Origin of the sequence: Massilia niabensis, assembly GCF_042655085.1 — a bacterium.
In the GTDB taxonomy this organism is placed as follows: Bacteria; Pseudomonadota; Gammaproteobacteria; order Burkholderiales; family Burkholderiaceae_D; genus Telluria; species Telluria niabensis.
The window spans coordinates 353,160-376,652 of record NZ_JBHSMU010000015.1 but is presented as its reverse complement, the minus strand read 5'-3'; the positions used below and the strand labels follow the sequence as shown (position 1 = coordinate 376,652).

18 protein-coding genes are annotated in these 23,493 nt (G+C 67.4%); 1 reads left to right on the top strand and 17 read right to left on the bottom strand.

The window, feature by feature from the left end:
* Window positions 1-7 precede the first annotated feature (7 nt).
* The 9 genes from ACFPN5_RS16175 to ACFPN5_RS16135 form a co-directional block, all read right to left on the bottom strand.
* Window positions 8-781, bottom strand: coding sequence for a PIG-L deacetylase family protein (locus tag ACFPN5_RS16175; protein ID WP_379784788.1), 774 nt, complete (start codon window positions 779-781; stop codon window positions 8-10).
* Window positions 771-1,625, bottom strand: coding sequence for a GNAT family N-acetyltransferase (locus ACFPN5_RS16170; RefSeq protein ID WP_379784787.1), 855 nt, complete (start codon window positions 1,623-1,625; stop codon window positions 771-773). The genes ACFPN5_RS16175 and ACFPN5_RS16170 overlap by 11 nt, the downstream gene beginning before the upstream one ends.
* Window positions 1,622-1,999: a GtrA family protein gene (locus ACFPN5_RS16165; RefSeq protein WP_379784786.1), complete on the bottom strand. Its 378-nt coding sequence runs from the start codon at window positions 1,997-1,999 to the stop codon at window positions 1,622-1,624. The genes ACFPN5_RS16170 and ACFPN5_RS16165 overlap by 4 nt, the downstream gene beginning before the upstream one ends.
* A complete protein-coding gene (locus ACFPN5_RS16160) occupies window positions 1,987-2,973 on the bottom strand; it encodes a glycosyltransferase family 2 protein (RefSeq protein WP_379784785.1) in 987 nt (328 codons plus the stop codon). The genes ACFPN5_RS16165 and ACFPN5_RS16160 overlap by 13 nt, the downstream gene beginning before the upstream one ends.
* A 79-nt stretch (window positions 2,974-3,052) precedes the next feature.
* Entirely contained in the window at window positions 3,053-4,504 is a 1,452-nt protein-coding gene (locus ACFPN5_RS16155) for a glycosyltransferase family 4 protein (RefSeq protein WP_379784784.1), read from the bottom strand.
* On the bottom strand, window positions 4,501-7,731 hold the full coding sequence (locus tag ACFPN5_RS16150; protein WP_379784783.1) for a glycosyltransferase: 3,231 nt from the start codon (window positions 7,729-7,731) through the stop codon (window positions 4,501-4,503). Before ACFPN5_RS16150 ends, ACFPN5_RS16155 begins: the two co-directional genes overlap by 4 nt.
* On the bottom strand, window positions 7,731-9,038 hold the full coding sequence (locus ACFPN5_RS16145; RefSeq protein ID WP_379784782.1) for an FkbM family methyltransferase: 1,308 nt from the start codon (window positions 9,036-9,038) through the stop codon (window positions 7,731-7,733). The genes ACFPN5_RS16150 and ACFPN5_RS16145 overlap by 1 nt, the downstream gene beginning before the upstream one ends.
* A complete protein-coding gene (locus tag ACFPN5_RS16140; protein WP_379784781.1) occupies window positions 9,035-10,285 on the bottom strand; it encodes an ABC transporter ATP-binding protein in 1,251 nt (416 codons plus the stop codon). Before ACFPN5_RS16140 ends, ACFPN5_RS16145 begins: the two co-directional genes overlap by 4 nt.
* Window positions 10,282-11,076, bottom strand: a complete 795-nt coding sequence (locus tag ACFPN5_RS16135) for an ABC transporter permease (RefSeq protein WP_379784780.1) — start codon at window positions 11,074-11,076, stop codon at window positions 10,282-10,284. Before ACFPN5_RS16135 ends, ACFPN5_RS16140 begins: the two co-directional genes overlap by 4 nt.
* Before the next feature lie 383 nt (window positions 11,077-11,459).
* Between ACFPN5_RS16135 and ACFPN5_RS16130 the strand changes: the two genes are divergently transcribed.
* Window positions 11,460-13,358, top strand: a complete 1,899-nt coding sequence (locus ACFPN5_RS16130; protein WP_379784779.1) for a glycosyltransferase family 4 protein — start codon at window positions 11,460-11,462, stop codon at window positions 13,356-13,358.
* 45 nt (window positions 13,359-13,403) lie between these two features.
* On the opposite strand, the gene ACFPN5_RS16125 is transcribed toward ACFPN5_RS16130, so the two are convergent.
* The 8 genes from ACFPN5_RS16125 to rfbG are packed head-to-tail and all read right to left on the bottom strand — an operon-like array spanning window position 13,404 to window position 23,488.
* Window positions 13,404-15,503, bottom strand: a complete 2,100-nt coding sequence (locus ACFPN5_RS16125) for a DUF7024 domain-containing protein (protein ID WP_379784778.1) — start codon at window positions 15,501-15,503, stop codon at window positions 13,404-13,406.
* Between the two features lie 22 nt (window positions 15,504-15,525).
* Window positions 15,526-17,445, bottom strand: coding sequence for a hypothetical protein (locus tag ACFPN5_RS16120; RefSeq protein ID WP_379784777.1), 1,920 nt, complete (start codon window positions 17,443-17,445; stop codon window positions 15,526-15,528).
* A 23-nt stretch (window positions 17,446-17,468) separates the two neighbouring features.
* Window positions 17,469-18,773 carry an NAD(P)/FAD-dependent oxidoreductase gene (locus ACFPN5_RS16115; protein ID WP_379784776.1) on the bottom strand — a complete coding sequence of 435 codons (1,305 nt, stop codon included), beginning with the start codon at window positions 18,771-18,773 and terminating at the stop codon, window positions 17,469-17,471.
* Between the two features lie 13 nt (window positions 18,774-18,786).
* Window positions 18,787-19,812, bottom strand: a complete 1,026-nt coding sequence (locus ACFPN5_RS16110; protein ID WP_379784774.1) for a lysylphosphatidylglycerol synthase transmembrane domain-containing protein — start codon at window positions 19,810-19,812, stop codon at window positions 18,787-18,789.
* A complete protein-coding gene (rfbF, locus tag ACFPN5_RS16105) occupies window positions 19,809-20,588 on the bottom strand; it encodes a glucose-1-phosphate cytidylyltransferase (protein ID WP_379784772.1) in 780 nt (259 codons plus the stop codon). The genes ACFPN5_RS16110 and rfbF overlap by 4 nt, the downstream gene beginning before the upstream one ends.
* Window positions 20,589-20,599: 11 nt before the next feature.
* Window positions 20,600-21,556 (bottom strand): glycosyltransferase family 2 protein, encoded by a 957-nt coding sequence (locus tag ACFPN5_RS16100; RefSeq protein WP_379784771.1) that lies wholly within the window; start codon window positions 21,554-21,556, stop codon window positions 20,600-20,602.
* Window positions 21,557-21,575: 19 nt separating this feature from the next.
* Window positions 21,576-22,406 carry an NAD-dependent epimerase/dehydratase family protein gene (locus tag ACFPN5_RS16095; protein WP_379784770.1) on the bottom strand — a complete coding sequence of 277 codons (831 nt, stop codon included), beginning with the start codon at window positions 22,404-22,406 and terminating at the stop codon, window positions 21,576-21,578.
* Entirely contained in the window at window positions 22,403-23,488 is a 1,086-nt protein-coding gene (rfbG, locus tag ACFPN5_RS16090) for a CDP-glucose 4,6-dehydratase (protein ID WP_379784769.1), read from the bottom strand. The genes ACFPN5_RS16095 and rfbG overlap by 4 nt, the downstream gene beginning before the upstream one ends.
* Between the last annotated feature and the right edge of the window lie 5 nt (window positions 23,489-23,493).

Below are 23,493 nucleotides of genomic sequence, written 5' to 3'. Positions count from 1 at the left end.
GCCCCGGCTAGCGCCCCTGCCAGCGCAGCAGCGTGTCGCGCATGCGCTCCCATTCGAAAAAGCCGCGCTGTTCGTAATACAGGGTGCCCGGATGCGGCCGCTGATCCAGGCGCTCCATGCTGACGGCCTGCAATGCCTGCCTGCCGTCGAGCAGGTAGTGCAGCAGCACGAAAGGAAACAGGCCGATCCAGGTCGTGCGCTGCGACGGATAGGCCAGGCACAGGCGCAGGTAGTGCAGGCGCTTCGCCCAGCGGACCGGCTGCAACTCCACCGGGCCGTTGGCCGCCAGCGGCGACAGCACCCTGAACAGCGGTCCGGGACACCCCTTGTGGTTATACAGGGCGAACTGGCGCACTTTCGGCAGCAGGGCAAGCCGGCGCGCGGCGTGCAGCGTCAGCGCATGCAGGGCGTCGTGGTCGTGATGCCCGCCCTCCCATGCCGTCACGTGGATCCGCCCGACCGTGTCGAAGGAGCCGATCCATTCGCCGATCCAGGCCCCGGCGGCGTCGAGCGACAGAGGCAGGTGGGCGTCGTCGATGGCCAGCAGGTCGCCTGCGAAAACGACATCGGATGCATCCACGCCAAGTTTGCCCAATACGCGCAGCGACTCCGCGTTGCGCGTGCCGGCCAGCCCATTCACCCCGCGCGTGAGGTAAGCGCAGGCCGCCCTGCGCCCCTGCCGCCGGCATTCGTCGATCAGGTGAAAGACGCCGAACTCGTCGTCCTGGTGGGCGAACAGGAACAGATCGACAGGCTCGCCGCGCTGCGGCTCAATAGGCATCGAAGTCGAGGAAGGAGAAGCGGATATGCGCCGGGTCGAGCTGCACGCCTGGTACCGACAGGGAGCGGTAGATCAGGTTCAGCGGCGACGGCCGCAGCCGCTTCGGAATGTCGACATAGCTGCGCACGCGCCGCTCCGCGTCCGGCATCAAGCCCAGGTACAGGCGCAAGGGGGTGGCGGGCGCACCGGTCGGCGCGAGCTCGACCGTGGGCGGCAGCGACAGTTCGGCGTACGCGTGGATCAAGCGACCGAACGCCGGCGCATGGAACTGCCAGGCGGCGCCCTGGCGGCGGCGCAGCACCGCGTTGGAGGGACTGGCGCAGCGCCATTCGAGCGCCGCCTGGCTCCACACGCGCTCGAATGCCGGCGCCAGGCCGGCTGCGCGCGCGGATGCGCCCATGCCGCCGACACCGACCAGTGCCTCCAGTGGCCGCACCAGCTGGAAGCCGAGCTTGCGCACGAAGCCCGGTGTGCTGTTGGCGTTCGCCACCCCGTACACGCCGGCGTAGCCGGCAGCGGCGGCGGCGTCGTAGGTCATCGCGGCCAGCTTCGTGAACAGGCCCTGTCCCTGGAATCGGGGATGGGTGGCGGTGTTAAGCGACAGCAGGACGCGCACGACCTGCCCGCCGATGCTTGCCTGCGCCGGGATGCACACGTAATGGGCCGCCAGGACGTCGCCCTCCCAGGCATCGAAACCGAACGCGCGGCCATCGGGATTGCGCACATACAGCCAGGCCAGGTAGTCCCTCGTGAATTTACCCGAATCGGGGAAACAGGCGGCGAACAGGGCGCTGTACCCCCCGAGCGCTGTGTCGTCGAATGCAATGGGCGCGAATCGCATCATTTGAAGATCCAATGTTTGCTCAGGAAGAAACCATTCATCGCCACCAGCGGCAGCGACACCAGCTTGCCCACGAGAGGCTGCTCGACGAGCGCGACCGACACGGCGACCAGGCCCAGTGTCAGCAGGTAATTCAGGCCCACTACGCACAGGAAGCGCGACAGCGTGCGCACCGTGGTCACGTTCTTGAACGTGACTTTCGCATGGAATGCATAGTTGACGCACAACCCGGCGAGAAATCCCGCCGACGTCGCCGCCAGGGGCGCGACCCCGTTGTACACCAGCAGCTGCAGCAGGCCGATGTCGACCAGTGCGCTCAGCGCGCCGCCGGCGACAAAGACCAGGAACTGTGGCCCGGGCAGCGTCAGTCGGCGCATGGGCGGCGCCAGGGACGGGTCTTCTTGTGCAGCGGCCGCTTCGGCACCGAGGCGATATCGTTCGACAGGAAGGCGAGCACCAGCTGCATCCCCATCAGCATGGGCATCGCCGCCAGCATGACGGTCCCGGCCGGCGTTTCCACGCCGGCACGCGAGGACTCGATCCAATGGACCACGCCATACACCGATCCTGTGACGAACAGGACCAGGCCGAGCGGCAGCTCGATCGAGGCCAGCGACATGTTGCGCAGGTAGTAATTGTAAAAGATGCGCTTGCCGAAGTTACGGGCATGCTTGACCAGGAATTCGGTCACGATCTTCGAAATCTTCAGGTTGCTCACTTCGTCGCCGTAGCTGGCGTCCATCGGCACGTCGGCCACCACCGCCTGCAAGGTGTTGAGGCGAAACAGCATGTCCGTCTCGAAAAAGTAACGCCGGCTGATCTTGTTGAACGGCAGGTGGCGCGCCGCGTCCACATGGATGGCGGTGTAGCCGTTGGTCGGGTCGAACAGGTCCCAGTAGCCGGACGACAGCTTGGTCATCAGCGACAGGACGGCATTGCCGAACAGGCGCATCGGCGGCATCGCGCCGATCTGCTCGAGGTCGAAGAAGCGGTTGCCCTTGGCGTAGTCGGCCTCGCCGCGCAGGATCGGCGCCACGAACTGAGGGATGAGCCGCGGGTCCATCTGGCCGTCGCCGTCGACCTTGACGATGACGTCCATGCCTTCGTCGATCGCGGCCTGGTAGCCGGTCATGACGGCGCCGCCCACGCCCTGGTTCTGGACGTGCTCGATCACGCGTACGCGCGGGTCGGTGCAGTCGGCGCGCACGAGCGCGCCCGAGCCGTCCGGGCATTTGTCGTCGACGACATAGATGCGGCTGACTTCAGGGCCGATGGCGGCGATCACACCAAGGATGTGCCGGGTCACGCGGTAACTGGGAATGACGACGGCGATTGCGTCCTGGGGAATCATGCTGGTGTGCCTGTACGAAGAGAGCGTCATTATTGCTGAATAAGGTGCGAATGCCAATGCGGAAAGCCCGCGCCGGGCCTCAGGCTTCGGCCGCCTGGCCCAGCCGCAGCGCATAGGCGGCCTCGACCAGCGCCGTCCCGGTGTCCTTCCAGCTGGCCGGGCGGTAGCTGGCGCGGATCGCCGCCTCGCGTGCCGCGACCTCCTGCGGATGCTCGATATACCAGCGCAGGCGCTCGGCCCAGCGCGGCACGTCCCAGGGGTCGACGTATTCGATCAGCTCGCCCCCCGCTTCCGGGATCGAGGCCGCCGACGACGCCAGGCAGAACTTGCCATAGGCGAGGCTCTCGGCCACCGGCAGGCCCCAACCCTCGTAGAGCGACGGGTAGGCCGTGAAATACGCGTCCTGGTACAGGCGCGCCAGGTCGCCATCGGAGACATGGTTGAGGATGCGCAGGTAGGGACGGATGCGCGGGTCGAGCCGCAAGTCCGTCATCAGGTCGTTCATTCCCCAGCCTGCCATGCCGACGAAGACCAGCAGCGGCAGGTCGGTCACGCCGGCGTCGACCAGCCTGGTGTAGGCCCGGTACAGCGTCTCGTGGTTCTTGCGCCGCTCGATGGTCGAGACGAACAGGATGAAGCGGCGTCCCAGCACCTCGGCAACCTGGGGCGACGGCGCCACCCCGCCGGCGCTGGCGATCTCGCAGCCGAGCCGCACCACGCCGAGTTCGGGCACGGGCACCTTCGAGGCCTCGAGGAACTTGCGCAGGTCGGCGCGCGAGTATTCCGAAATGCAGGCGATGCGGTCGGCGCAGCGCGCAACGTCGAGGAAGTAGCGCGAGAACTTGGCGGCGACGTCGGCCACGCACAGGTGCGGCAGGCGGATCGGGATGATGTCGTAACACATCAGCAGGATCCGGAGTCCGAGTTGCTGCTTCAGTTCATACAGGTAGGGCAGGTTTTTCTGGTCCCAGTCCAGCCCGAGCGAGACATACACGTCGCCGGGGCCGAACAGGATGTCGGGCTTGACCAGCACCGCGGGCGCGGGTGCGGGCGCGGCAGCCGGCGCGCCGGCCGCGGGCGGCGATCCGTGCCACAGGAGGCCGGCGCTGCGGCGCAGTTCGCGGGCGGCCGCGCGCACGCCGCGCAGGCCGTCGAGGCGCGCGCGGGCAAAGCCGCGCGCCGGCGCCTGCAGCGGAGCCGGCAGGCCGGCAATGCCGCGCGCGGCCCAGCGCCGCCATGGCGACTGGAGCGGGGCCGTCGTGGCCGCCGCCGGGATAGCGGCCGGGGCCGCGACGGGCGCCGCTGCCGGCGCCGGGTGTTCGCCGCCCGCGTCCAGCCGTGCCAGTGCGAACGTCAGTTCTTCCCGCCCTACTTCGAAGTACGCGTCGTAATCGAGGTCGAAGCGGCAAAAGCGGATGCCCGGGTCGCCCGACTGCAGGAACTGGCGCGCCGTCTCCGCCTCGACGCGCACGATGCCCAGCGCCGGGCGGCTCCAGCCGCGCGTGGTGGTCACGTCCAGCCAGATCGTCATGGGGCCACCTCGCGTTGCGCCAGCAGGCCTGCGACTTCGCGCGGCACCGCGGCCAGGCAGGCGTCCCAGGTGAGGCTGGCACGCAGCTCGTCCACCGGCGCAGGCGCGGCCGGCGGCTGCTCGAGCACCTTGCGGATGCTTGCCTGGAACTGCTCGGGCGTGTCGGCGACCGTCACTTCCGGCAGGCCGGCGAAACGCTCGAAGCCGCGCATCGCGGTGCGGGTGCAGATTACCGGCCGCCCCGAATACAAGGCTTCGGCCGTCTTGATGTTCGATCCCCCGCCGCCGCCGATGGGCAGCAGGAAGGCATGCGCCAGGCTCTTGACGGCGGCCAGGTCGGCGTCGTCGAGCACGCCCAGCACCTGCAGCCGCGACAGATTCAGTGCGCGCCAGCGCGACTTGCCCAGTTCGCGCTCCAGATGGGGGCCTGCGCCGCCCGCAATGACCAGCTTCGATCCCTCGGGAATGCAGGCGAGCGAATCGCCGACCGCATCGAGGAAGCCGGTGTAGTTCGGCGGGTGCGCGCTGGCGATGAAAATGGGCCAGGGCTGCTGCGGCAGGCGCGCGCGCCACGCGGCGCAGCGCTCCGGGTCGGCCTGCCAGGGACTGATCCCGTTGGCGGCATGCAGCACGCCCGGCGCGCCGTATCCGCGCAGGACTTCGGCGTCCTCGCGCGTCACGGCGAGCGACAGCGCCGCTTCGCGCGCCAGTTCGGATTCGATGGCCGACATGTCGGCGACCGCATGTTCGATCAGGGCCGGCTCGTACTGCTGGCCGAGGATGGCGCGCTTCATCGGCGCCTCGATGTTGTGCGAACTGTTGACCAGCAAGGCGCCGCGGCACAGCGGCGACTCGAGCTGCAGCCAGTGCGCCAGCGGGTACAGCCACGACTGCTCGATCTGGATCACGTCGACCGGACCGGGCAGCGCATCGGCGACCTGGCGGAACACCCGCTCCGACGCCACCGAGAATGGCCCCATCAGGAAGTCGGACAGCGCCGGCATCGGCACCCCGCGGTAATGGCGGAACGGGCTGTCGGCCGGGAAGGCGACGTCGTAAGGGCCGATGTCGGCCGGCTCGTAGGCTTCGGCCTGGTAAAAGCCGACCGGATGCACGTCGAAACCGGCCGCCTCGTATACCCGCACCATCGCGGCGGCGCGCAACTGGCCGCCGTGGCGCGGCCGGCGCACCGGGTAAGGGGCCAGCATCAGCATGCGCGGGCGCGGGCGCGCGGCGGGTGCCGGCGGCGCCAGCAACTGGGCAGCGCGGCCCTCCTGCCCCAGCACGACCTGCATCAGCTGGCGCGCGCTGCCGGCCCAGGTCAGCCACGGCAGGCCGGCCGACGAAGGCGCGTTGCCGGCCGCATGCAGTACCAGCCAGTCGGCGATCGCCGTGGCGAGATCCTGCGGCTGCATGCCGCTGAAGTACCAGGCGCGGTCGCCGCCGACTTCGCGGAACACCGGCAGGTCGCGCGCGATGATGGCCAGCTTGTGCTGGGCAGCCTCGATCAGGGGCAGGCCGAAGCCCTCGCCCACCGAGGCGGCGACCAGGCCGTCGGAAGCGGCATACACCTTCTCGAGGTACTCGTCGCTGATGCCCTCGAGCCAGAACAGGCGCTTGCCGGCCTCCGGATGGCTGCGCAGGCGCGCCGCCAGCCGGTCGACCATCCAGCCCTGCTTGCCGACCATGACCAAGTTGGCCTCGATGCCCTGGGCCCACAACAGCTCGAACGCGGCAATGAGCTGCCCGTACTGCTTGCGCGGCTCGATCGTGCCGACGGCCAGCAGCGTCGGGCAGCGCTCGAGCCTGGACAGCACCCCGGCGGCATCATCGGGCAGGCCGCGCGTGGGCACGGAACGGCTGACGTCGGCGCCGAGGTGGAACCAGGCGATCTCGAAAGGCCGCAGGCGCGGCGCCGCGTGGGCGCGCTGCCAGTCAGCCAGCTCTTGCGCCACCGCGCGCGAAATGCAGACCGCGCCGTCGAACGCCGAGATGGCCTGCAGCCAGGCGCCATGGCCGTCGGCGGTCCCCGGCGGGAATTGCTCGTGCATCAGGACCGGCAACAGGTCGTAGACGACGAACACCACCTTGACGCCGTCGCGGTGCATGGCCTCCAGGAACGGCCGGTGCTGCGGCACCAGCTGCGGCAGCAGGTCCAGGCCGAGGAACACGTCGCCCGCCTGGTAATCGATCGGCGCGTCGGCGTCGCCAGGGGCGTCTTCCAGGAACTGCGCGGTGAACGCGCGCGCATAGCGGTAGCCGGCGCTGTTGCCGGTCACATAGACCGGCAGCACCTCATAGCCAGCCGGAGGATTGTCGAGCAGCTCCTTGAGGATGCTGCGCGTGACGCGCTGCACGCCGGTGCGGGCATCGCGCTGGACCAGTTCGGAGACGTCCACCAGCAGCTGGCGGGTGCCCTGCGCCTGGGGGAAACGGCTCAGCAAATGGGCCCACCTGCGCAATTCCATATCCTTTTCCTGCGCGCCAACGGCCTCGGGAACGCGCGCGACCAGACGCTTCAGGAGCGCATCGGGATTCGCCGGCGCAAGGTCCGGCGCAACGCCGGCATGCAGCGCTTCGAGCGCCTCCACGGCGCAGCGTGCCATGTGATCCCAGCCCGCCGGCGCCGCACCGGCGGGGAGCCCGGCTGACAGGTCCAGCGCTTGCTTGCCGAGCAGGTCGGCGGCGTCGCGCACGACGGCCGGGCCGGTGGCCAGCAGTTGCGCGGCATGCGCGAGCGCGCCGGCCTTGGCCTGGAAATGCGCGGCGCGGCCCGGTTCCGGCAGCAGCGCCGGTTCGCGCAAGGGGCGCAGGTCGTGCACCAGCACGGCGACCGGAGGATGCTGCGCGAAGGCGCCGATGCTGGTGACGCCATTGCCGGCATAGCCTTCGAACAGGCTGGTGACCAGCACCACGTCGGCGCCCAGGCTGGCCATGAATGCTTCGCGCACCGATTCGGCCAGCGCGCGGCGCGCATCGTTGGCAGGCGTGCGTGCCGAGAGCGGGCCGGGCGTGTGCCAGACGCGGATCTGTTCCTGCGCCAGGAGGCCGTCGAAGGCCGCGCGAATCGGCTCGATGGTTTCCGGGAACAGGCCATTCAGGGCCAGCACCACCTCGTGCGGGCCGCGTGCGCGCACGATGGCGCGCGCCAGCGACAGCGCGCAGCGCCCCGCGAAGTCGAACCGGTGCTCGGCTTGCGCCCCCTGCATGTCGATCACAATACGCATCAGTCTGCCTTGGAATTGATGACCTGGTGGATCTCGGCCAGGATCCGGTTGGCGCGCGGCGACAGCTCGCGCAGCACCTGTTCGTCGTGCGCGGCGGCCGCCTGCGCCGCCTGCGCAGGCGCCTGCGCCTGCGGCATCGGGACGGGCTGGGCACCGCCCACCAGCCTGCGCAGGACGCGCTTGACGCGGCGCGCGAGGTCGACGGCGAGGCGCAGCGGGGCAGTGACCTGCCAGGAGGTGCTCGCCTGGAGGGCCGCGACATTCTGGCGCAGCGCCTCCGCGCTGGCGGCGTAGTGCTCGCGCTCGCGCGTGACAGCGTCCGACTGGCGCTGCATCCATGCGATATGGGCGTGCAGGCGGTCGGTCTCGCGCAGCGCCGTATCCTGCTGGCCCTGCATCCATTCGATGTGCGTGTGAAGGCGCGCCGCTTCGCGCTGCAGCCCCTCGAGGTGGGAAGGCAGGACGCGCAGGGTATCGACTTCGGCCTGCAGGCGGCCATTGCGTTCACGCTCGGCGGCGAGCGCCTGCTCGGCCGATGCCATGCGTGCGCCGTCGGCGTTCGCCTGGGCCAGCTCGGCCTGGTGGCGCGCGATCACCTCGCGGCAGAGTTCGGAGTTGGCCAGGCCGCTCAGCCGCGCGTTGTCGAAGACGTTCGGCGGGCTGGAAAAAGCGTCCATCAGCTCGGGATGCTCGTCGGCGACGTAGAAACGATTCAGGCCGTCGAAATACGCGAAGCGGTAGCCGGCCCCCGTAACGAGGGGCTCCCACGCTTCGTAATCGACTTCGGACGTCGTCGGGACCGTGGCCTCGATCACCATGATCCATGGCCGCAGGCGCTGCGGATCCCAGCCGCGCAACACCTTTTCCTCGAGGCCTTCGACGTCGATCTTCAGCCAGTGCACCTCTTTCCCGTCCAGGAACTGCAGGGCGCTCTTCAGGGTGAGCATCGGCACCTTCACCGTGGTGTGCGCGAAGCCGTGCTCGGCCTGGTGGCGTTCCGCATAGGCGTCGACCGCCGTGCTCAGGCCGGTGTCGGGAATCACGTTCAGGTCGAGCATGCCTTCGCTGTCGGACAGCGCCAGCTGGAGCACGGTGTCGTCGGGACGGTCCTTGCGCAACAGGTCGGCATAGGCCTGCACCGGTTCGACGTGCACGCCGCGCCAGCCCTGCTCGTAAAAGGCCTTGCTGACCGAGTCGACGACCGGATGCTGGGCACCGACGTCGACGTAGAAACCGCGCTCGACGTGCTTGAGGGCGCGCCACAGCATCACGTCTTCAAAATTTTGGGCGTATGAAACGAAATTCATTGGGTAGCATCCTCACGTTCGCGGGTGACCGCGAAGTGGGCATTCAAAGAAGTTGATCCGATAAAGAAGTCGCGGCTGACGTTGACGACGTCAAAGACCAGCAGGTTGTCGACCCATTCGTAGTTGTCGCTCAGGTGGGTGTCGCAGCTGACCAGCGCGGGCGAGACCGAATACGATCCCGGACCGAGGTCGCAGGTGAATTCCATGTCGTAGACCACGCGCTCGCCGGCCTGCACGCCCTCCTGGATCTGGCGCGTGTGCCAGGTGTTGGTGCCCCACACGACGTGGCCCTGCTTGTCGCGGATCATGTAGCCGAGCACGAGACGCGGAATGGCCGCGTGCACCGTCGCTACCAGCCGCAGCCGCAGCTGCTGCCCGACCTGGGCCACGGCCACTTCGCCGCCATTGACGCTGTCGAACAGGCGCAGGCTGTCGATGCGGGCTTCGCCAGTGCCGCTCCTGGTGGTCAGCCAGCCGTTGCTGGCGCGGCGCTGCTCCACGGTCGATTGCGCGTTTTCCTTCTGCGCCACCAGGGCATTGTAGAAATCGACGATCTCGTCCGGCATGCCGTCGCGCAGTACCCGCCCCTTGTCGAGCAGGATGACGCGGTCGCACAGGGTGCGGATGTCGCTCGGGCTGTGGCTGACGAACATGATCGACACGCCGTCTTCCTTGAACTGGCGGATGCGGTCGAAACTCTTGTGCTGGAAATAGCTGTCGCCGACCGACAGCGCCTCGTCGACGATCAGGAGGTCGGGCCGGAACGCGGTGGCGACGCTGAACGCGACGCGCATCTGCATACCGCTCGAATAGGTACGTGTCGGCTGGTCGAAGTACTCGCCGATTTCGGCGAAAGCCTCGATCTCGGGCATCGTGCGCTCGATGTCGGCGCGGCTGTAACCCATCAGGCCGGCCGAGTGGAAGGCATTCTGGCGCCCGGTCATGTCGGGCGAAAAGCCCATGCCCAGCTCGAGGATCGCGGCCACCCGGCCGCGCATGTGCACCTGGCCCTCGGTCGGCTGCACGGTGCCGGTGATGAGTTTGAGCAGGGTGCTCTTGCCGGCCCCGTTCTGGCCGATGATGCCGACCGCCTCGCCCGGCCTGACGGCAAAGCTGACGTTGCGCAGCACCCAGTGTTCCTCGCGCGGCGTGACCGAGCGGAAGAACCAGGATGCCATGCGGCGCAGTTCGCCGCCCCATTGACGGTAGGATTTGCCCAGGTTCAGGACTTGCAGTTCGCCGCTCATAATTGGTCCACCATTTCAGGGCTTGCCTTGCGGAACAGCACCAGCGAAAACGCCGAGAGCAGCAGGCCGACCAGGAAGGTCGTGCCCAGTCCGCTCCATTCGGGCATGCGGTTGTACAGCAAGACGTCCTGGTAGGCCGTCACCAGCGGGATCAAGGGGTTCAGGACCAGCCAGGCCCGGTATTGCTCGGGAATGATGTTCACCATGTAGACGATCGGCGTAAACCAGTACAGGAACTGCATCATCACCGGCACGACCTGGCCGATGTCACGCAGGAAGACGTTGAGCACCCCGAACAGCAGCCCCAGCCCGACGCCCAGCACGATGGCGACCACCATCAGCAGCGGCAGCCAGAGCAGCGCCAGTCCCGGCACATGGCCGAGCACGCCGAAGATGACGAGGACCGCCACCAGCAGCAGCAGGTTGTTGACCAGCGCGCTGCCGATCACCACCAGTGGCAGCGCGATTTTCGGGAACGCCAGCTTTTTCAGGATGTTGCCATTGTCGATGAACAGCGTCAGGCAGCGGTTGACGATCTCGGCGAACAGCGACCAGCCGAGCGTTCCCGACATCAGGTAGATGGCATAGGCGTAGCGGTTGTCGATGCCCTGCAGCTTGGCCGACAGCACGGCCGACAGCACGAAAGCGAAAATCAGGACCTGGGCGAGGGGGTTGAGGATCATCCACAGGCCACCGAGGCGGCTACGGATGAACTTGGTGCGCAATTCGGTTTGAATGGACGAGACAATAAAATAGCGGTAGCGCCAGGCGCCGGACAACATCCCTAACATGGGTCACTTTCGAGTTAGACGACACATGCCGGCACGACGGTGCCGGCGTGGCCGGACAGGCCGGGCAAGCCGGACCGGCGGGCGGACGCGGCAACGATGTAACCGGCCATCACGATGCGGGAGTAACAATGTGTTCGCATGCGCAGTAAGCGATTATACATGTGCACCCGATGTCAGGGAAACACGGTCCGCGCGCCTGGCCGGGCCGTGCCGCCGTCCGCGCGGGGCGCGCCGGCACGGCTGGCGAAGGCGGCCGGACGGGGCCCGGATGTTATAATTTTAGCTCTGCCATCACCGCCATCGCGGCGGCGCCGATTGCCGCATCACCTACTCCCGCCGCGCCTTGCGCGCCGCGACTGCTTGAACGATCACATCCTGGATTCATGCGCATTCTCATCGATATGCAAGGCGCCCAGTCCGAAAGCCGTTTCCGCGGCATCGGGCGCTACTCACTGGCCTTGGCCCTGGGCGTTGCCCGCAACGCCGCCGGACACGAAATTTGGCTGGCCCTGAACGGCGCCCTCGCCCCTTCGATCGCCGACCTGCGTCGCGTGTTCGACGGGCTGGTGCCCCCGGAGCGCATTCGGGTATTCGATATCCCGGCCCCGGTTGCCGAGATCGACGCCGCGAACGTACCCCGTTGCCGCGCTGCGGAAATGCTGCGCGAACACTTCATCGAGCAACTGGCGCCGGACGCCGTGCTGGTGACGAGCCTGTTCGAAGGCTATATCGACGACTCGGTGGTGTCGGCCGGCCGCTTCGCCCCGGCCATGCGCACCGCCATCGTCCTGTACGACCTGATCCCCTTCCTCAATCCGGATGCCTACCTGGGCACTCCCGAGCAGCGCCAGCATTACGCCGGCAAGATCGCGTCGCTGCGCCAGGCCGGCCTGCTGCTGGCAATTTCGGACTATACGCGGCAGGAAGCCATCGACGCGCTCGGGCTCGACCCGCAGCGGGTGGTCGCGATCTCGACCGCCGTGGACGACAATTTCCGTCCCGCCGCGCCGGGGCCGGCCCTGCCGGCGCTGCGCCAGCGCTGCGGGATCACGCGCGAGACGATCATGTATGCGCCGGGAGGTTTCGATGCGCGCAAAAACATCGACGGCCTGATCGCCGCCTACGGCATGCTGCCGGCGCCGCTGCGCGCGCGTCACCAGCTGGTCATCGCGAGCAAGCTCGGCGAGCACGAACGGCGGGTCATGAACGAGCATGCGCAACGCCACGGCCTGGCACCCGGCGAGCTGGTGCTGACGGGGTATGTCAGCGATGAGGAACTGGTCGAGCTGTACCGCTCGACGGCACTGTTCGTCTTCCCGTCGAAGCACGAAGGCTTCGGCCTGCCGGCGCTGGAAGCGATGGCCTGCGGCGCCATCGTCATCGGCGCCAACAACACCAGCATCCCGGAAGTGATCGGCTGCGAGGAAGCCATGTTCGATGCCGGTTCGCCGGCGTCGATCGCGGCCAAGATCGAGCAGGTCCTGGACAGCCCGGCGCTGCAGGAACGCCTGCGCGCCCACGGACGCGTCCAGGCGGCACGCTTTTCGTGGGACGCCACGGCACGCAAGGCGCTCGACGCGCTTGCCGCACACCAGGCGCCGGCGCCGGCAGTGCACGTCCCGGCCAGCCGCGCCGACCTGCTGCGCGCCATCATGGACATCCCCGGGCTGCCGCGCGAGGAGGCTTACCTGCACGAGCTCGCCCATTGCCTGGCGGGCATGCCGGACCCATCGCGGCCGCGCCAGTTCCTGTTCGATGTCTCGGCCATGCTGGAGACGCAGTCCGAGGGGCAACGCGATCCGGTCTTGGCCGGCGTCCTGCGCGGCCACCTGCGGGAACTGGAGGCCGCTGCCCTCCCCGGCCTGCAGCTCGAACCGGTGCTGCTCTCGAACCAGGGTGGGCGCTGGCACTACCGCTACGCGCGCCGCTACCTGGCCGAATCGGCAGTCGCCCGGGACGGGGCGCCCGATGCCGCGATCGACATCGGGCCGTCCGACCTGTTCTATACCGGTGGCGGGGGCGGCGCACCCGACGCCGAGCAGGCCGCCCTGCATGCGCGCATGCGCGAGCGTGGCGTGAAGCTGGGCTGGCTGGCCGGCCCGGACACCCCACCCCTGGCCTGGCGACATGCCGATGCCGTGCTGTGCACATCGCAGGCGGTGCTGGCGCGGGTGCGGGAAGCGCTGTCGTCCGCTTCCCTGCCGCACCCGGCGGTCGCGCTACTCGAAGCGGACGCCGCGCCTGCCCAGCTGCCGGCCCTGCTGGGCGCCGGCGCGCGCTGAGCATTCCGCGCAGCCAGGGCGGCGGCGCGGGCCGCCCGCCCTGCCTTATTTCGGCACGATGCGCATCCCGGTGATGCCGATGCCCAGGCGGCGCGCATCGTCGCTCATGCCCAGTGCTTTTGGCGAGACTGCCGCCGGCACCCGGAACACCAGGGTCTTTGCCCCCTTCGGATTGCTCAGCTCAAACACCCGCGCTTCGTTCTGGGCGCCCAGCGTGAAGCGGCGCACCTCGTCCCCGACCTGCACCAGGAATTGCTGCCCGGCGTTCCTGCCGAACGCATGGGCTTGCAGGTGCAGTTCGAATTGTTCGGGGAACGGCACGGAAAACTCGAACTTGACCGTATCCCCGTCGGACCACACGCCCCACGGCTCGGCAAACGAGAGGCCGGCATCGGCCACGATCGTGCCCGGCCAGTCCGTCTTTTTGAAGTAGCGGTGGTTCAGGTCGGGCGCGTTGGCGATGTCGTGGTCAGCAATCACGCGCCAGGTCTTGTCATTCAGGTCCAACTTGCACAGGTTGCGCACACCATGCTTGCGGGCGTAATTCAAGACGCGGTCATCGTAGTCCTCCCGGTTCGGCACGCCGAATGCCCAGTCTTTCGGGCTGAACGAGGCCACGCCGTTGACGGTGGGCATGCCCAGCGACTGCGCGAGCATCATGGCCGTGACATTGTGCGCATAGCCGTTGTTGATGGGTTCGGGGAAGCCGCCAAGCGTGTCCTGCCCTGCCCAGCCGGAAACATAGAACACCTTGCATTGCGCCGGCGGCGCGTGCGGCAGCGCGAGGCGAGCGACTTCCGCATGACGGTCCAGGTTCAGGTAAGGCTTGGTCAGTTCTTCGGCCACCAAAAGCGCTCCCAGCAGCAGCGCGATCGGCAGCCCCATGCGTTGGGTGGAGAGGTAGCGCACCGCGAACAACACGACCGGAAGGGCCAGGAAGAACTGGTAGGCGGCGACCACATTCAGGGCCTTGGCGCCCGGGAACAGGTGGTAGACGAAATACCAGCCGCTATAGTCGCCCAGGCGCAGCGCCAATCCCCAGGTGACCAGGGTCGCGAGCGCCAGCGACGGCAGGATGACCAGTTTGCGCTGTGCGCCCTGGCGGATGGCCTGGACGCAACCGGCAATGAACAGCACGAACAGGATCGGGGCAAACCCGGTCGTCGCGTATTCGCCGACCGGCGTGTAGGACGGCGAGACCAGCTTCAGCACGGAATTGTAGAAGCGGCCGAACATCAAATTCTCCGTGCCCACCTGCAGCACGTCCTGCCATGGGATGGTATTGCCCATGACCGAATCGTAGGCGCGCACGCCCACTTCGCGCGACTTCGGCAGGAAGGCATACACGAATGGCGCCATGCCCACCGCGGTGCCGGCCAGCACGGCCAGCACCGACCCGTATTGCGCCGCCAGCTGGCGCCCGAACTGCCTGCGCACACCGGCGCCGGCCCAGATGAACATGATGACCGCGGCGAAGGTGAACAGGTAGGTGAAGAACCAGGCGATATAGAAACAGGTGAGGCACCAGGCGCCGTACAGGAGGCCGGCGGCCACCCCGTTGCGGCGGAAGCGCTTTGCATCTCCGTCGAGGAAGCCCTTGATGGCATTGAATAGCAGCATGCCGATCAGCGGGGCGAAGGCCACCGAGGTCAGCTGGATACGGGAACTGTGCGAGGCCAGGTTGCTGCTGAGCGTGAACAGGCCCGCGGCCAGCAAGGCCCACCAGAACGGGAACGCGAACACGCGCCGCAGCAGCAGGTAGCAGAACGCGAACCCGCAGGCGCGCACCGCGAAGTTGGCCAGTTCCGCAGCCAGGAAAGGGTCGAAGCCGGCCAGGCGGAACGGGAAATAGGCAACCCCGATCAGGAAGTAGGCGTCGGTCTGGGCGATCGTGCGCGCGTAGGGGTAGAAATAATTGACCTGGGACCAGTCGGCCTGGCCGGTGAAGAAGAGGTACCAGTGTTCCAGGATCGTGGTCGAAATGACGACGTCATAACGGTCGCCCGGGAGAAGGTCGAAGCCGGTGAACAGCTGGTAACGCCCGACCAGCGCCAGGCATACCAGGCAGAACGCAGCAAGCAGGATGATGCGTTGGGCCCGGCCCGGAGTGCGCCAGCCGTCCGCATGGGAAAGCGATGTATTCATGGATTCAATGGACTCAAAACTGCTATTCGAATGACAGGGTGCGCACGTCGACGCCAAGCCGGCGCCCGTCGCCGTTGACACCCAGTTGCTGCGGCGAGACCGCGTCCGGCGTCTCGATGACGAATTCCAGCGTCGTGCCCGGTTCGACCGGCGGCAGCGCCAGGTCGAGCGTGCGCGGCGCGACGGCTCCCTCGAAAATGGACTGCACCGGCGCACCGCCGTTGACCGTGATAGCGACGCGCTGGCGCTGGTGCGTCCGTTCCAGGTATGGAGCCAGCACGATCCGGGCGCGCGTATGGCGCTCCCCTGCCACGCAGGAGAAGGTGGCGCGCGGGCCGTCGGTCCAGCGCCCCTGGGGGTGGGGCCAGCTGAAGCCGCGCAGCATGCTCGGCACGATGTCGCCGCGCTCGGAAAAGTCGACCACGCGCTTGCACGCGCTGCTCGCAGCGATCACCTTGGCAGTGCAGGCCGCGTCGATCAGCAGGATGCGGCCCGAGCCGGGACGGGCGCATCCTGCGAACTCGTAACGCGAAGCGCCGCGCGAGCTGAGGATGGTGTCGTACTGGTCGAGCGGGCCGAGGTCGTTGGTGCCGAGCACCCGCTGCATGGCCAGGTCGCGCGGCGTGCGCGCCAGCGCGATCGAGAACAGGTAATTGATCGTCCATGGCTGGTCGCGCAGGTCGACCACGACATTGGCCTTGCCGCCCGCCGCCGGGGCAAGAGGGCCGGCCTGTACGATGGCGAGCTGGCGCTCGAGGGCGACGATGTCGGACGTGTCGGTCAGCTTGGCCCAGCGTGCGCAGCAGGCGAAAGCGATCGCCAGCGCCGCCACCGGAACGACGGTGGCCGCGATGCCCGCGTACGGTCCCGGCGCGCGCGCGCCGCCGCGGGGCCCGAACGCCAGCCTTGCGCCGAGCACGGCGGCAGCCACGAACAGGAAGCTGGTCAGGCCGAATGCGTATTTCTTGACCGCATAGTCCGAACCGAAGCCGAAGCGCAGCAGTGCCAGTTGCAGCAGGCACAGCAGCGCGATGGTGGCACCATAGGCGCCCAGGAACTTCAGCGCGCGCACCGTGTCACGCTCGCGGTACCACAGCCGCAGCAGCACGGCAGCGGCGGCGATGGCGGCCAGGGACAGCACGACCAGGCCGGTCTTGCCCGACACAAGCACCAGGGTCAGGTTGCCGTTGATTTCCGAAATCTTGCGCATGGCGGCGAAAGCCGGGTTCAGCAGTACGGCGGCGAGGCCGGCGGCCATGCACAGCAGCGCCGCACCAATGGCCGGTCCGCGCGCGCGCCACGGGCGGTCGGCGGCCAGCACCTGCAGCAGCTGCACCACGCACAGCATGCCCAGCAGTTCGAGGGCGGGCAGCAGGTGCACGCCGGCGATGGCGTAGATCGCCGCGACGAGGAAGACCGCCGCATGGACGCGGCCACGCGCCGCTTCGAGGTGGATGGCTACCGCCATGGCCAGCAGCGTCAGCCCTTGGCCAACCAGTTGCGAATAGAAGAAGTTGCCGACGATCTCGCTACCGTGGACATCGAGCCCCAGCAGCGCCTGGTTGGCCCACAGCAGGCCGGCCAGCAGCGCCGTGGCGGCCAGGGCGAGCCGCGCCGGCAGCGTGTGCAGGATGTAGATCAGCGCGCCCCAGACCAGCGCGACGGCGGCCAGCGCGGTCACCTGGATCCCCATGAAGGTCGAGTTCAGGACCATGCCGACGGCGGCCGCGCCGACATGGCTCAGGCGCGGATAGAAGTTCATCTCGCCCAGGGTAATATCGCCGGGCGCCAAATGCCAGTCCTGGGCAATCCGGAAGGCCAGCGCGTAATGATGGGCCAAGTCGATCGAATTGCTGGTGCCGGTATCGAGGTTCAGGATGACCAGCACGGCACCGGCGCACAGCATCAGGAACACCTGGCTGCGCGACAGGGACGACTGCATCGGCGCGTTCCGGGACACCACGGTCAGGCCAGCAGCTTGGCGGCCTTGCGCCCTTCGCGAATGGCGTAGTTCGTGCCGCGGTCTTCCGGGTAGATCTGCGCCATCGTCGCGATGAGGGCGTTATCGAAAGGCGTTTCCTGTCCCGGCACGTACTGCGAATAATTGCGCTCCGTGACCGGCTGCGCGTACTCCGAGCGCCATACCGCGTAGTCGACCACCCAACTGCGGTCGAACTTCGGGAACATCTGCTTCAGGTAGCCGAGCGCGAATTCGAAGTATTCGGCGTCCGTCTTGGCCCAGACCGGATCCTCGACGGCCAGGTAGCGCGACAGGTAGGCAATGTGCGATCCCTTGTAGTTTTCCGGCTTGTCGAAGTTGGTGTGCTCGATGACGCCCACGAACGGGAAACCCGGATCGTTGACGTTGAGCCAGTAGGTTTCCGACAGGCTCTGGTTCAGGCGCAGGACCAGGCACATGTTGCCCAGGTAGCGCACACGGCGCAGCTTGGCGGTCCACTCGGGCGCGACGTGCGGCTCGAACAGGTCGGCAATGATCGGGAACGCGGGCGTGAACAGGTAGCGCTTGCCGCGCACTTCGCCGGCCGGGGTCGACAGCGCCGTCACCTGGCGCCCTTCGGTGCGCATGCCGGTCACCGGCGCGCTGTAGCGCACTTCGCCGCCGTTGGCGCGGATCGATGCGACCAGCGCTTCGGCCAGGCGCCCGAAGCCGCCCTTGAAATAGGCCAGTTCCTCGCCGCCCTTGTCGTTGCGGGTGCTGCCGCGCAGGACCAGCTTCTTCCACATCCACACGGCGTTGACGGCTTCGGCGAAGACCGAGAACTTGGAGGTGATCAAAGGCTCCCATACCACCTTGTAGACCTTCTTGCCGCACAGCCCTTCGAGCCATTCGCGGATGCTCAGGTGTTCGATCGACTTCCAGTCCTTGATCCGGCGCACCTGGAACACCAGCAGGCCGAGGCGGATGCGGTCGACCAGCGAGAGTGCCTTGAAGCGCAGCAGGTCGAGCGGGGTCGACAGCTTCCACATGCGGCCGTTGAAGTACATGCCGGTGCGCGTGGGCAGCAGGATCACGTCGCCCTCCATGCCCAGCTCCTTCACCAGCTCCGGCACGTACAGGTCGTTGTTGAACCAGTGGTGGTAGAACTTCTCCAGCGTTACGCCATCGGGGAACTGGAAGGTGCCGCCAAGGCCGCCCGGGGTGGTGTCGGCTTCGAGCACGCAGACACGCTTGCCCTCGCGGGCAAGGGCCCAGGCTGCCGTCAGGCCGGTGAAGCCGCCACCCACCACTACTACATCGTATTCATTCATAAACATTCGGTATTCAGTTGAGAGGCATTGCTGCCGATGGTGCGCGGCGGGCCGCGCGGAACAATTCTGGACGCGACCACACCGCCAGCGCGCCGGCGACCGTCGTGGCGCCCCACAGCGCGAGGTGGACCAGTACCGCATAGCTGCCGGCCTGGGCGGTCGTACCGCCGACCAGCGCCACGGCGGTGAAGGCCGCCAGGTGAAACGGCCCGACATAGCCGGGCGAGGAAGGAACCAGGGTCGAGAGCGTTGCAATGGCCATCACCAGCAGCGCCGCCGGCGCACTGGCCGCTACGCCGCAGCCGAGCATGACAAAGTAAAACAGGCCCGACTCGCAGACCCAGACCAGCATCGAGATGAGCAGCGTCAGCGACAGCACGCGCGGACGCGACATCGCGTCGAAGCCTTGCAGCAGGTCAGCGCCGGTGGCCAGCGGCGCGGCCAGGCGCCCGCTCCCCTTCTGCGCCTGCGGCAGCGAGCGCAGCCAGGACGCCAGCCGGCCGCTGAACAGGAAGCACAGCGTCAGCGCCGCCCCGCCCAGCACGGCCATGGTCTGCGCCGACTGGACCAGCAAGGGATCGATGGCGGCGCTGCGGATCGCCAGCAGGCCGATGGCCAGGCTGCACAGCAAGGTCATCAGGTCAATCAGGCGCTCCATGACGAGGCTGCTCGTTGCCGTGGTGCGGCTGATGCCCATCGCCGCCGGAAACACCAGCGCGCGCACCAGGTCGCCCATGCGCAAGGGCAGGACGTTGTTCAGTGCGATCGATCCGAGGAAGGGCGCCACGCAATTGCGGAAATGCACCAGGGCCCCGGCCGCGCGCAGCATGAGCGACCAGCGCAGCACGCGCAGGCAGTAGCCCGCCGCCAGGCAGGCGATGCCCAGCCCCAGGTAGGGCCAGTAAAAATGTTCAATCGCGTCGAGCAGCTCAGCGCCATTGACCCGGCTCGCGATCAGGGCCACGCACAGCAGCGTGACCACGATGCCGAACACATGCTTCATCCATCCGCCCTTGCGCGGCGGTGCCACATCACTCATTCGCCAGTCCAGACGCGCCACGGGGCCTTGCCCGTCGCCCACAGGGCCTCGAGTTCGCGTTTGTCGCGCAGCGTGTCGCAGGGTTGCCAGAAACCGGTGTGCTGGAAGGCGGACAGTTGCCCTTCGGTCGCGAGGTTGGCCAGCGGCGCGCGCTCCCACGAAGTGCCGTCGCCCTCGATATAGTCGATCGCCCCCGGTTCGAGCACGAAGAAGCCGCCATTGATCCAGCCGATTTCGTCGCTCGGCTTTTCCTCGAAACTCGAGACCGCGAACTGGCTGTCGATGTTGAGCACGCCGAAACGGCCCGGCGGCTGCACGGCGGCGACCGTTGCCAGTTTGCCGTGGGCACGGTGGAATGCCAGCTCGGCGCCGATATCGATGTCCGACAGGCCGTCGCCATAGGTCATGCAGAAGGTTTCGTCGTCGAGGAATGGGGCGACGCGGCGCAGGCGCCCGCCGGTCATCGTGTCGGGACCGGTGTCGACCAGGGTGATGCGCCAGTCTTCGGAATGGCTGTTCAGGATGGTGTGCTCGCCGGTGCGCAGGTCGATGCGCATGTCCGACAGGTGGCGGTAGTAATTGAAGAAGAATTCCTTGATGACATAGCCCTTGTAGCCGAGGCAGATCACGAAGTCATTGATGCCGTGATGGGCATAGTTCTTCATGATATGCCACAGCAGGGGCTTGCCGCCCACTTCCACCATGGGTTTCGGCTTGGTGTCGGACTCTTCGGAAATCCGGGTGCCCAGGCCGCCCGCGAGAATAACTGCTTTCATATCAACCTGTTCTAGAGTTTGAGTTCGGACGGAGTGAAATTCAGGCTTTGCTGGACGATGGCGACCGGCTCATTGCGTACCACGATGTAAATCCGCAGCAGGTACTCGCCGATAATCCCGAGGAAAAAGGAATTGAGGCCGATGCCGAACAGGACCAGGATATGGATGCTCGCCAGGCCCTGCGGCAACTCCGGGTGCAGCAGGCGCAGCGCGACGTAATAGATACTGCCCAGCAAGCTGATCGCCAGGATCAGCAGGCCCAGGAAGGACGCGGCGCGCAGCGGCACGACCGAGTGGTTGAACACGGCGGTCAGGCCGAGGCGCACGAGGCGCGACATGTTGAACTTGCTCTCGCCGGCAACGCGGGCGTCGCGGTCGTAGACAACGCCGGTCTGGTTGAAGCCCATCCCCGCAATCATGCCGCGCAGGTAGGGGCTCGAGGTCCGGGTCTTGGCCACGGCCTCGATCACCTTGCGGTCGACCAGGCGGAAGTCGCCGACGTCGCGCGGAATCGGGTGCTCGCTGATCGTGTCGATCACCCAGTAGCCCAGCTTGCGGAAGTTGCGCAGCAGCCAGGACTCGGGCCGCTTGCGGCGAATCCCGTAGATCACCTGGTAGCCCTGCTGCCAGAGGTCGAAGAAGGTTTCGAGCATTTCCGGCGGGTCCTGCAGGTCGGCGTCGATCTGCATCACGGCATCGCCCCGGGTATGCAGGTAGTTGGCCAGGATCGAACGCTGGAAACCGACGTTGCGCGAGAACCGGATGGCGCGCACGCGCGGGTCGCGCTCCGCAAGCCGGGACAGCATGGCCCAGGTCGTGTCGTCGGAATGGTTATCCGAGAAAACGAATTCAAGGTCGCACTTGTCCTGCATCGTGCGCCCGAGGGCGTCGAGCCTGGCATACAGGGCGTCGAGATTCCCGGATTCGTTGAGTACCGGGATCGTAATGGAAATCAGGGGCTTCTTCACGTGTCGTGGCAATGCGAGGTCATGGGGCGGGCGGCCGCACGCCGCAGGCCTTGAGGTAGTCAACAATGGCGGGCAGCGCCGGCCGGTAAGCCGCGGGGGGCAGCAGCGGGTGGCGGGCGAACACCGTCGCGAAATTTTCTTCGGCCGGCTCGGGGATGCCGCCGAGGCGCAACAGCTCCTGCGCGCCGAAGCTGGAAAACACCGTGCCGGCCAGTTCAGCCAGGGTGAGGGGTTCGCCATGGCTCAGCTCGAGCACGCCGCACACACCGGCATCGTCGAGCAGGCGAATGGCGCGTGCTTCGTCGTCGATATGGTGGTATTCGCGCAATTGCTTGCCGAGGGTCATGTTAAACGGCTGCCGTTGTTGCAGGGCCGTCAGCATTTGTCCCAGGAACATGAAGGGGCTGGGCGGGCCGCCGCCGAACAGCGTGTGCACCCGCACGTGCGCGACCGCGGCGCCCCGCGCGGCCAGGTCCGCCACATGCTGGCCCAGTGCAGCCTTGCTGCGCACATACGGATTTTGCTGCGCCAGCAGGCATTCCATGACGGTGCCGAAGGTAAGGACGCGCAGGCCGTGGGCGCCGGCACCGGCGATCACGGCCGCCGGCAGGTCGAAGTTGACCTGCTGGTGTTCGGCGGGAAGCAGCTTCGGATCGAGGACACCGGAGGTCACGAAGACGGTCGCAGCGCTGCCGGCCCAGGGCGCGAAGAAATCACGGGCCTGTTCGGCACCGCCTGGTGCGGCCCAGTCCGCGTAGACGGCGCGGTCGAGGCAGCGCACCTCGTGCGCGCCATAGGCACGCACGAGCGCCTGGCCAAGGCGTCCCCGGCCGCCGACGATCAACTTCATGCGCCGATGCCCCCGCGCCAGGACGCGATCTGGCGCAGCGTGATGTCGCGCGCGGCAACCGGATTGGCGTAGTAGTCGCGGTACCAGGCAGCCGTTTCGGCCACCACCTGTTCGGTATCCCAGACGGGCTGCCAGCCCAGCTGGTTGCGCGCCAGCGAACTGTCGAGGGCGAGCGCGCCGGCTTCCGGCAGCGGGTTGTCCATGTAGTCGAGCTGCGGCCGCGACCAGTGCGCCGCGAGCAATTCGAGCACGTCGCGCACCGAATGGTGTTTCGGGTCCTGCGGGCCCAGGTTCCAGGCGCGGGCGTAGCGCCCGGGCGAGTCCGACACGAGTCCGGCGAGCAGCATCAGGTAGCCATGCACCAGCGCCAGCACGTGCTGCCAGGGGCGCGTGGCGTCGGGATAGCGCAGGGTCATCGTTCCGCCATCGACGAGCGCGCGCACGAAGTCGGGAATGAGGCGGTCCTCCGACCAGTCGCCGCCGCCGATGATATTGCCGCCCCGCGCAGTGGCGATGGCCGGCCCCTTGCCTTCCGACCAGGGATAGGAGGCCGCATAGCTCTGGATCACCATTTCAGCGGCCGCCTTCGAGGCGCTGTACGGGTCCTTGCCGCCCAACGGGTCGTTCTCGCGGTAGGGCCAGTCCCATTCGTTGTTCTTGTACACCTTGTCGGTGGTAACGCAGACCACGCCGCGCACGCTCTTGACCGAGCGCGCCGCCTCCAGCACATGGGCAGTGCCCTGCGCGTTCACGGCAAAGGTGGACACGGGCTCACGGTAGGAGCGGCGCACCAGCGGCTGGGCGGCCAGGTGCAGGATCAGGTCGGGTTCGAAGGCGCGCACCGCGTCGGTGAGTAGGTCAAGATCGCAGATGTCGCCGAACGTGGTCGGCACGTCGTTCGCAAGACCGACCGCCTCGAAGAGCGAGGGCGTGGTTTCCGGCGCCAGCGAAAAGCCGTGGACGAGCGCGCCGATCGACTTCAGCCATAGGCAAGCCCATCCGCCAGTAAAGCCGGTGTGACCGGTGACCAGCACCTTCTTCCCGGCCAGGTTATGTTCGAATAAGTGCCTGTGATCCATCATTTTCT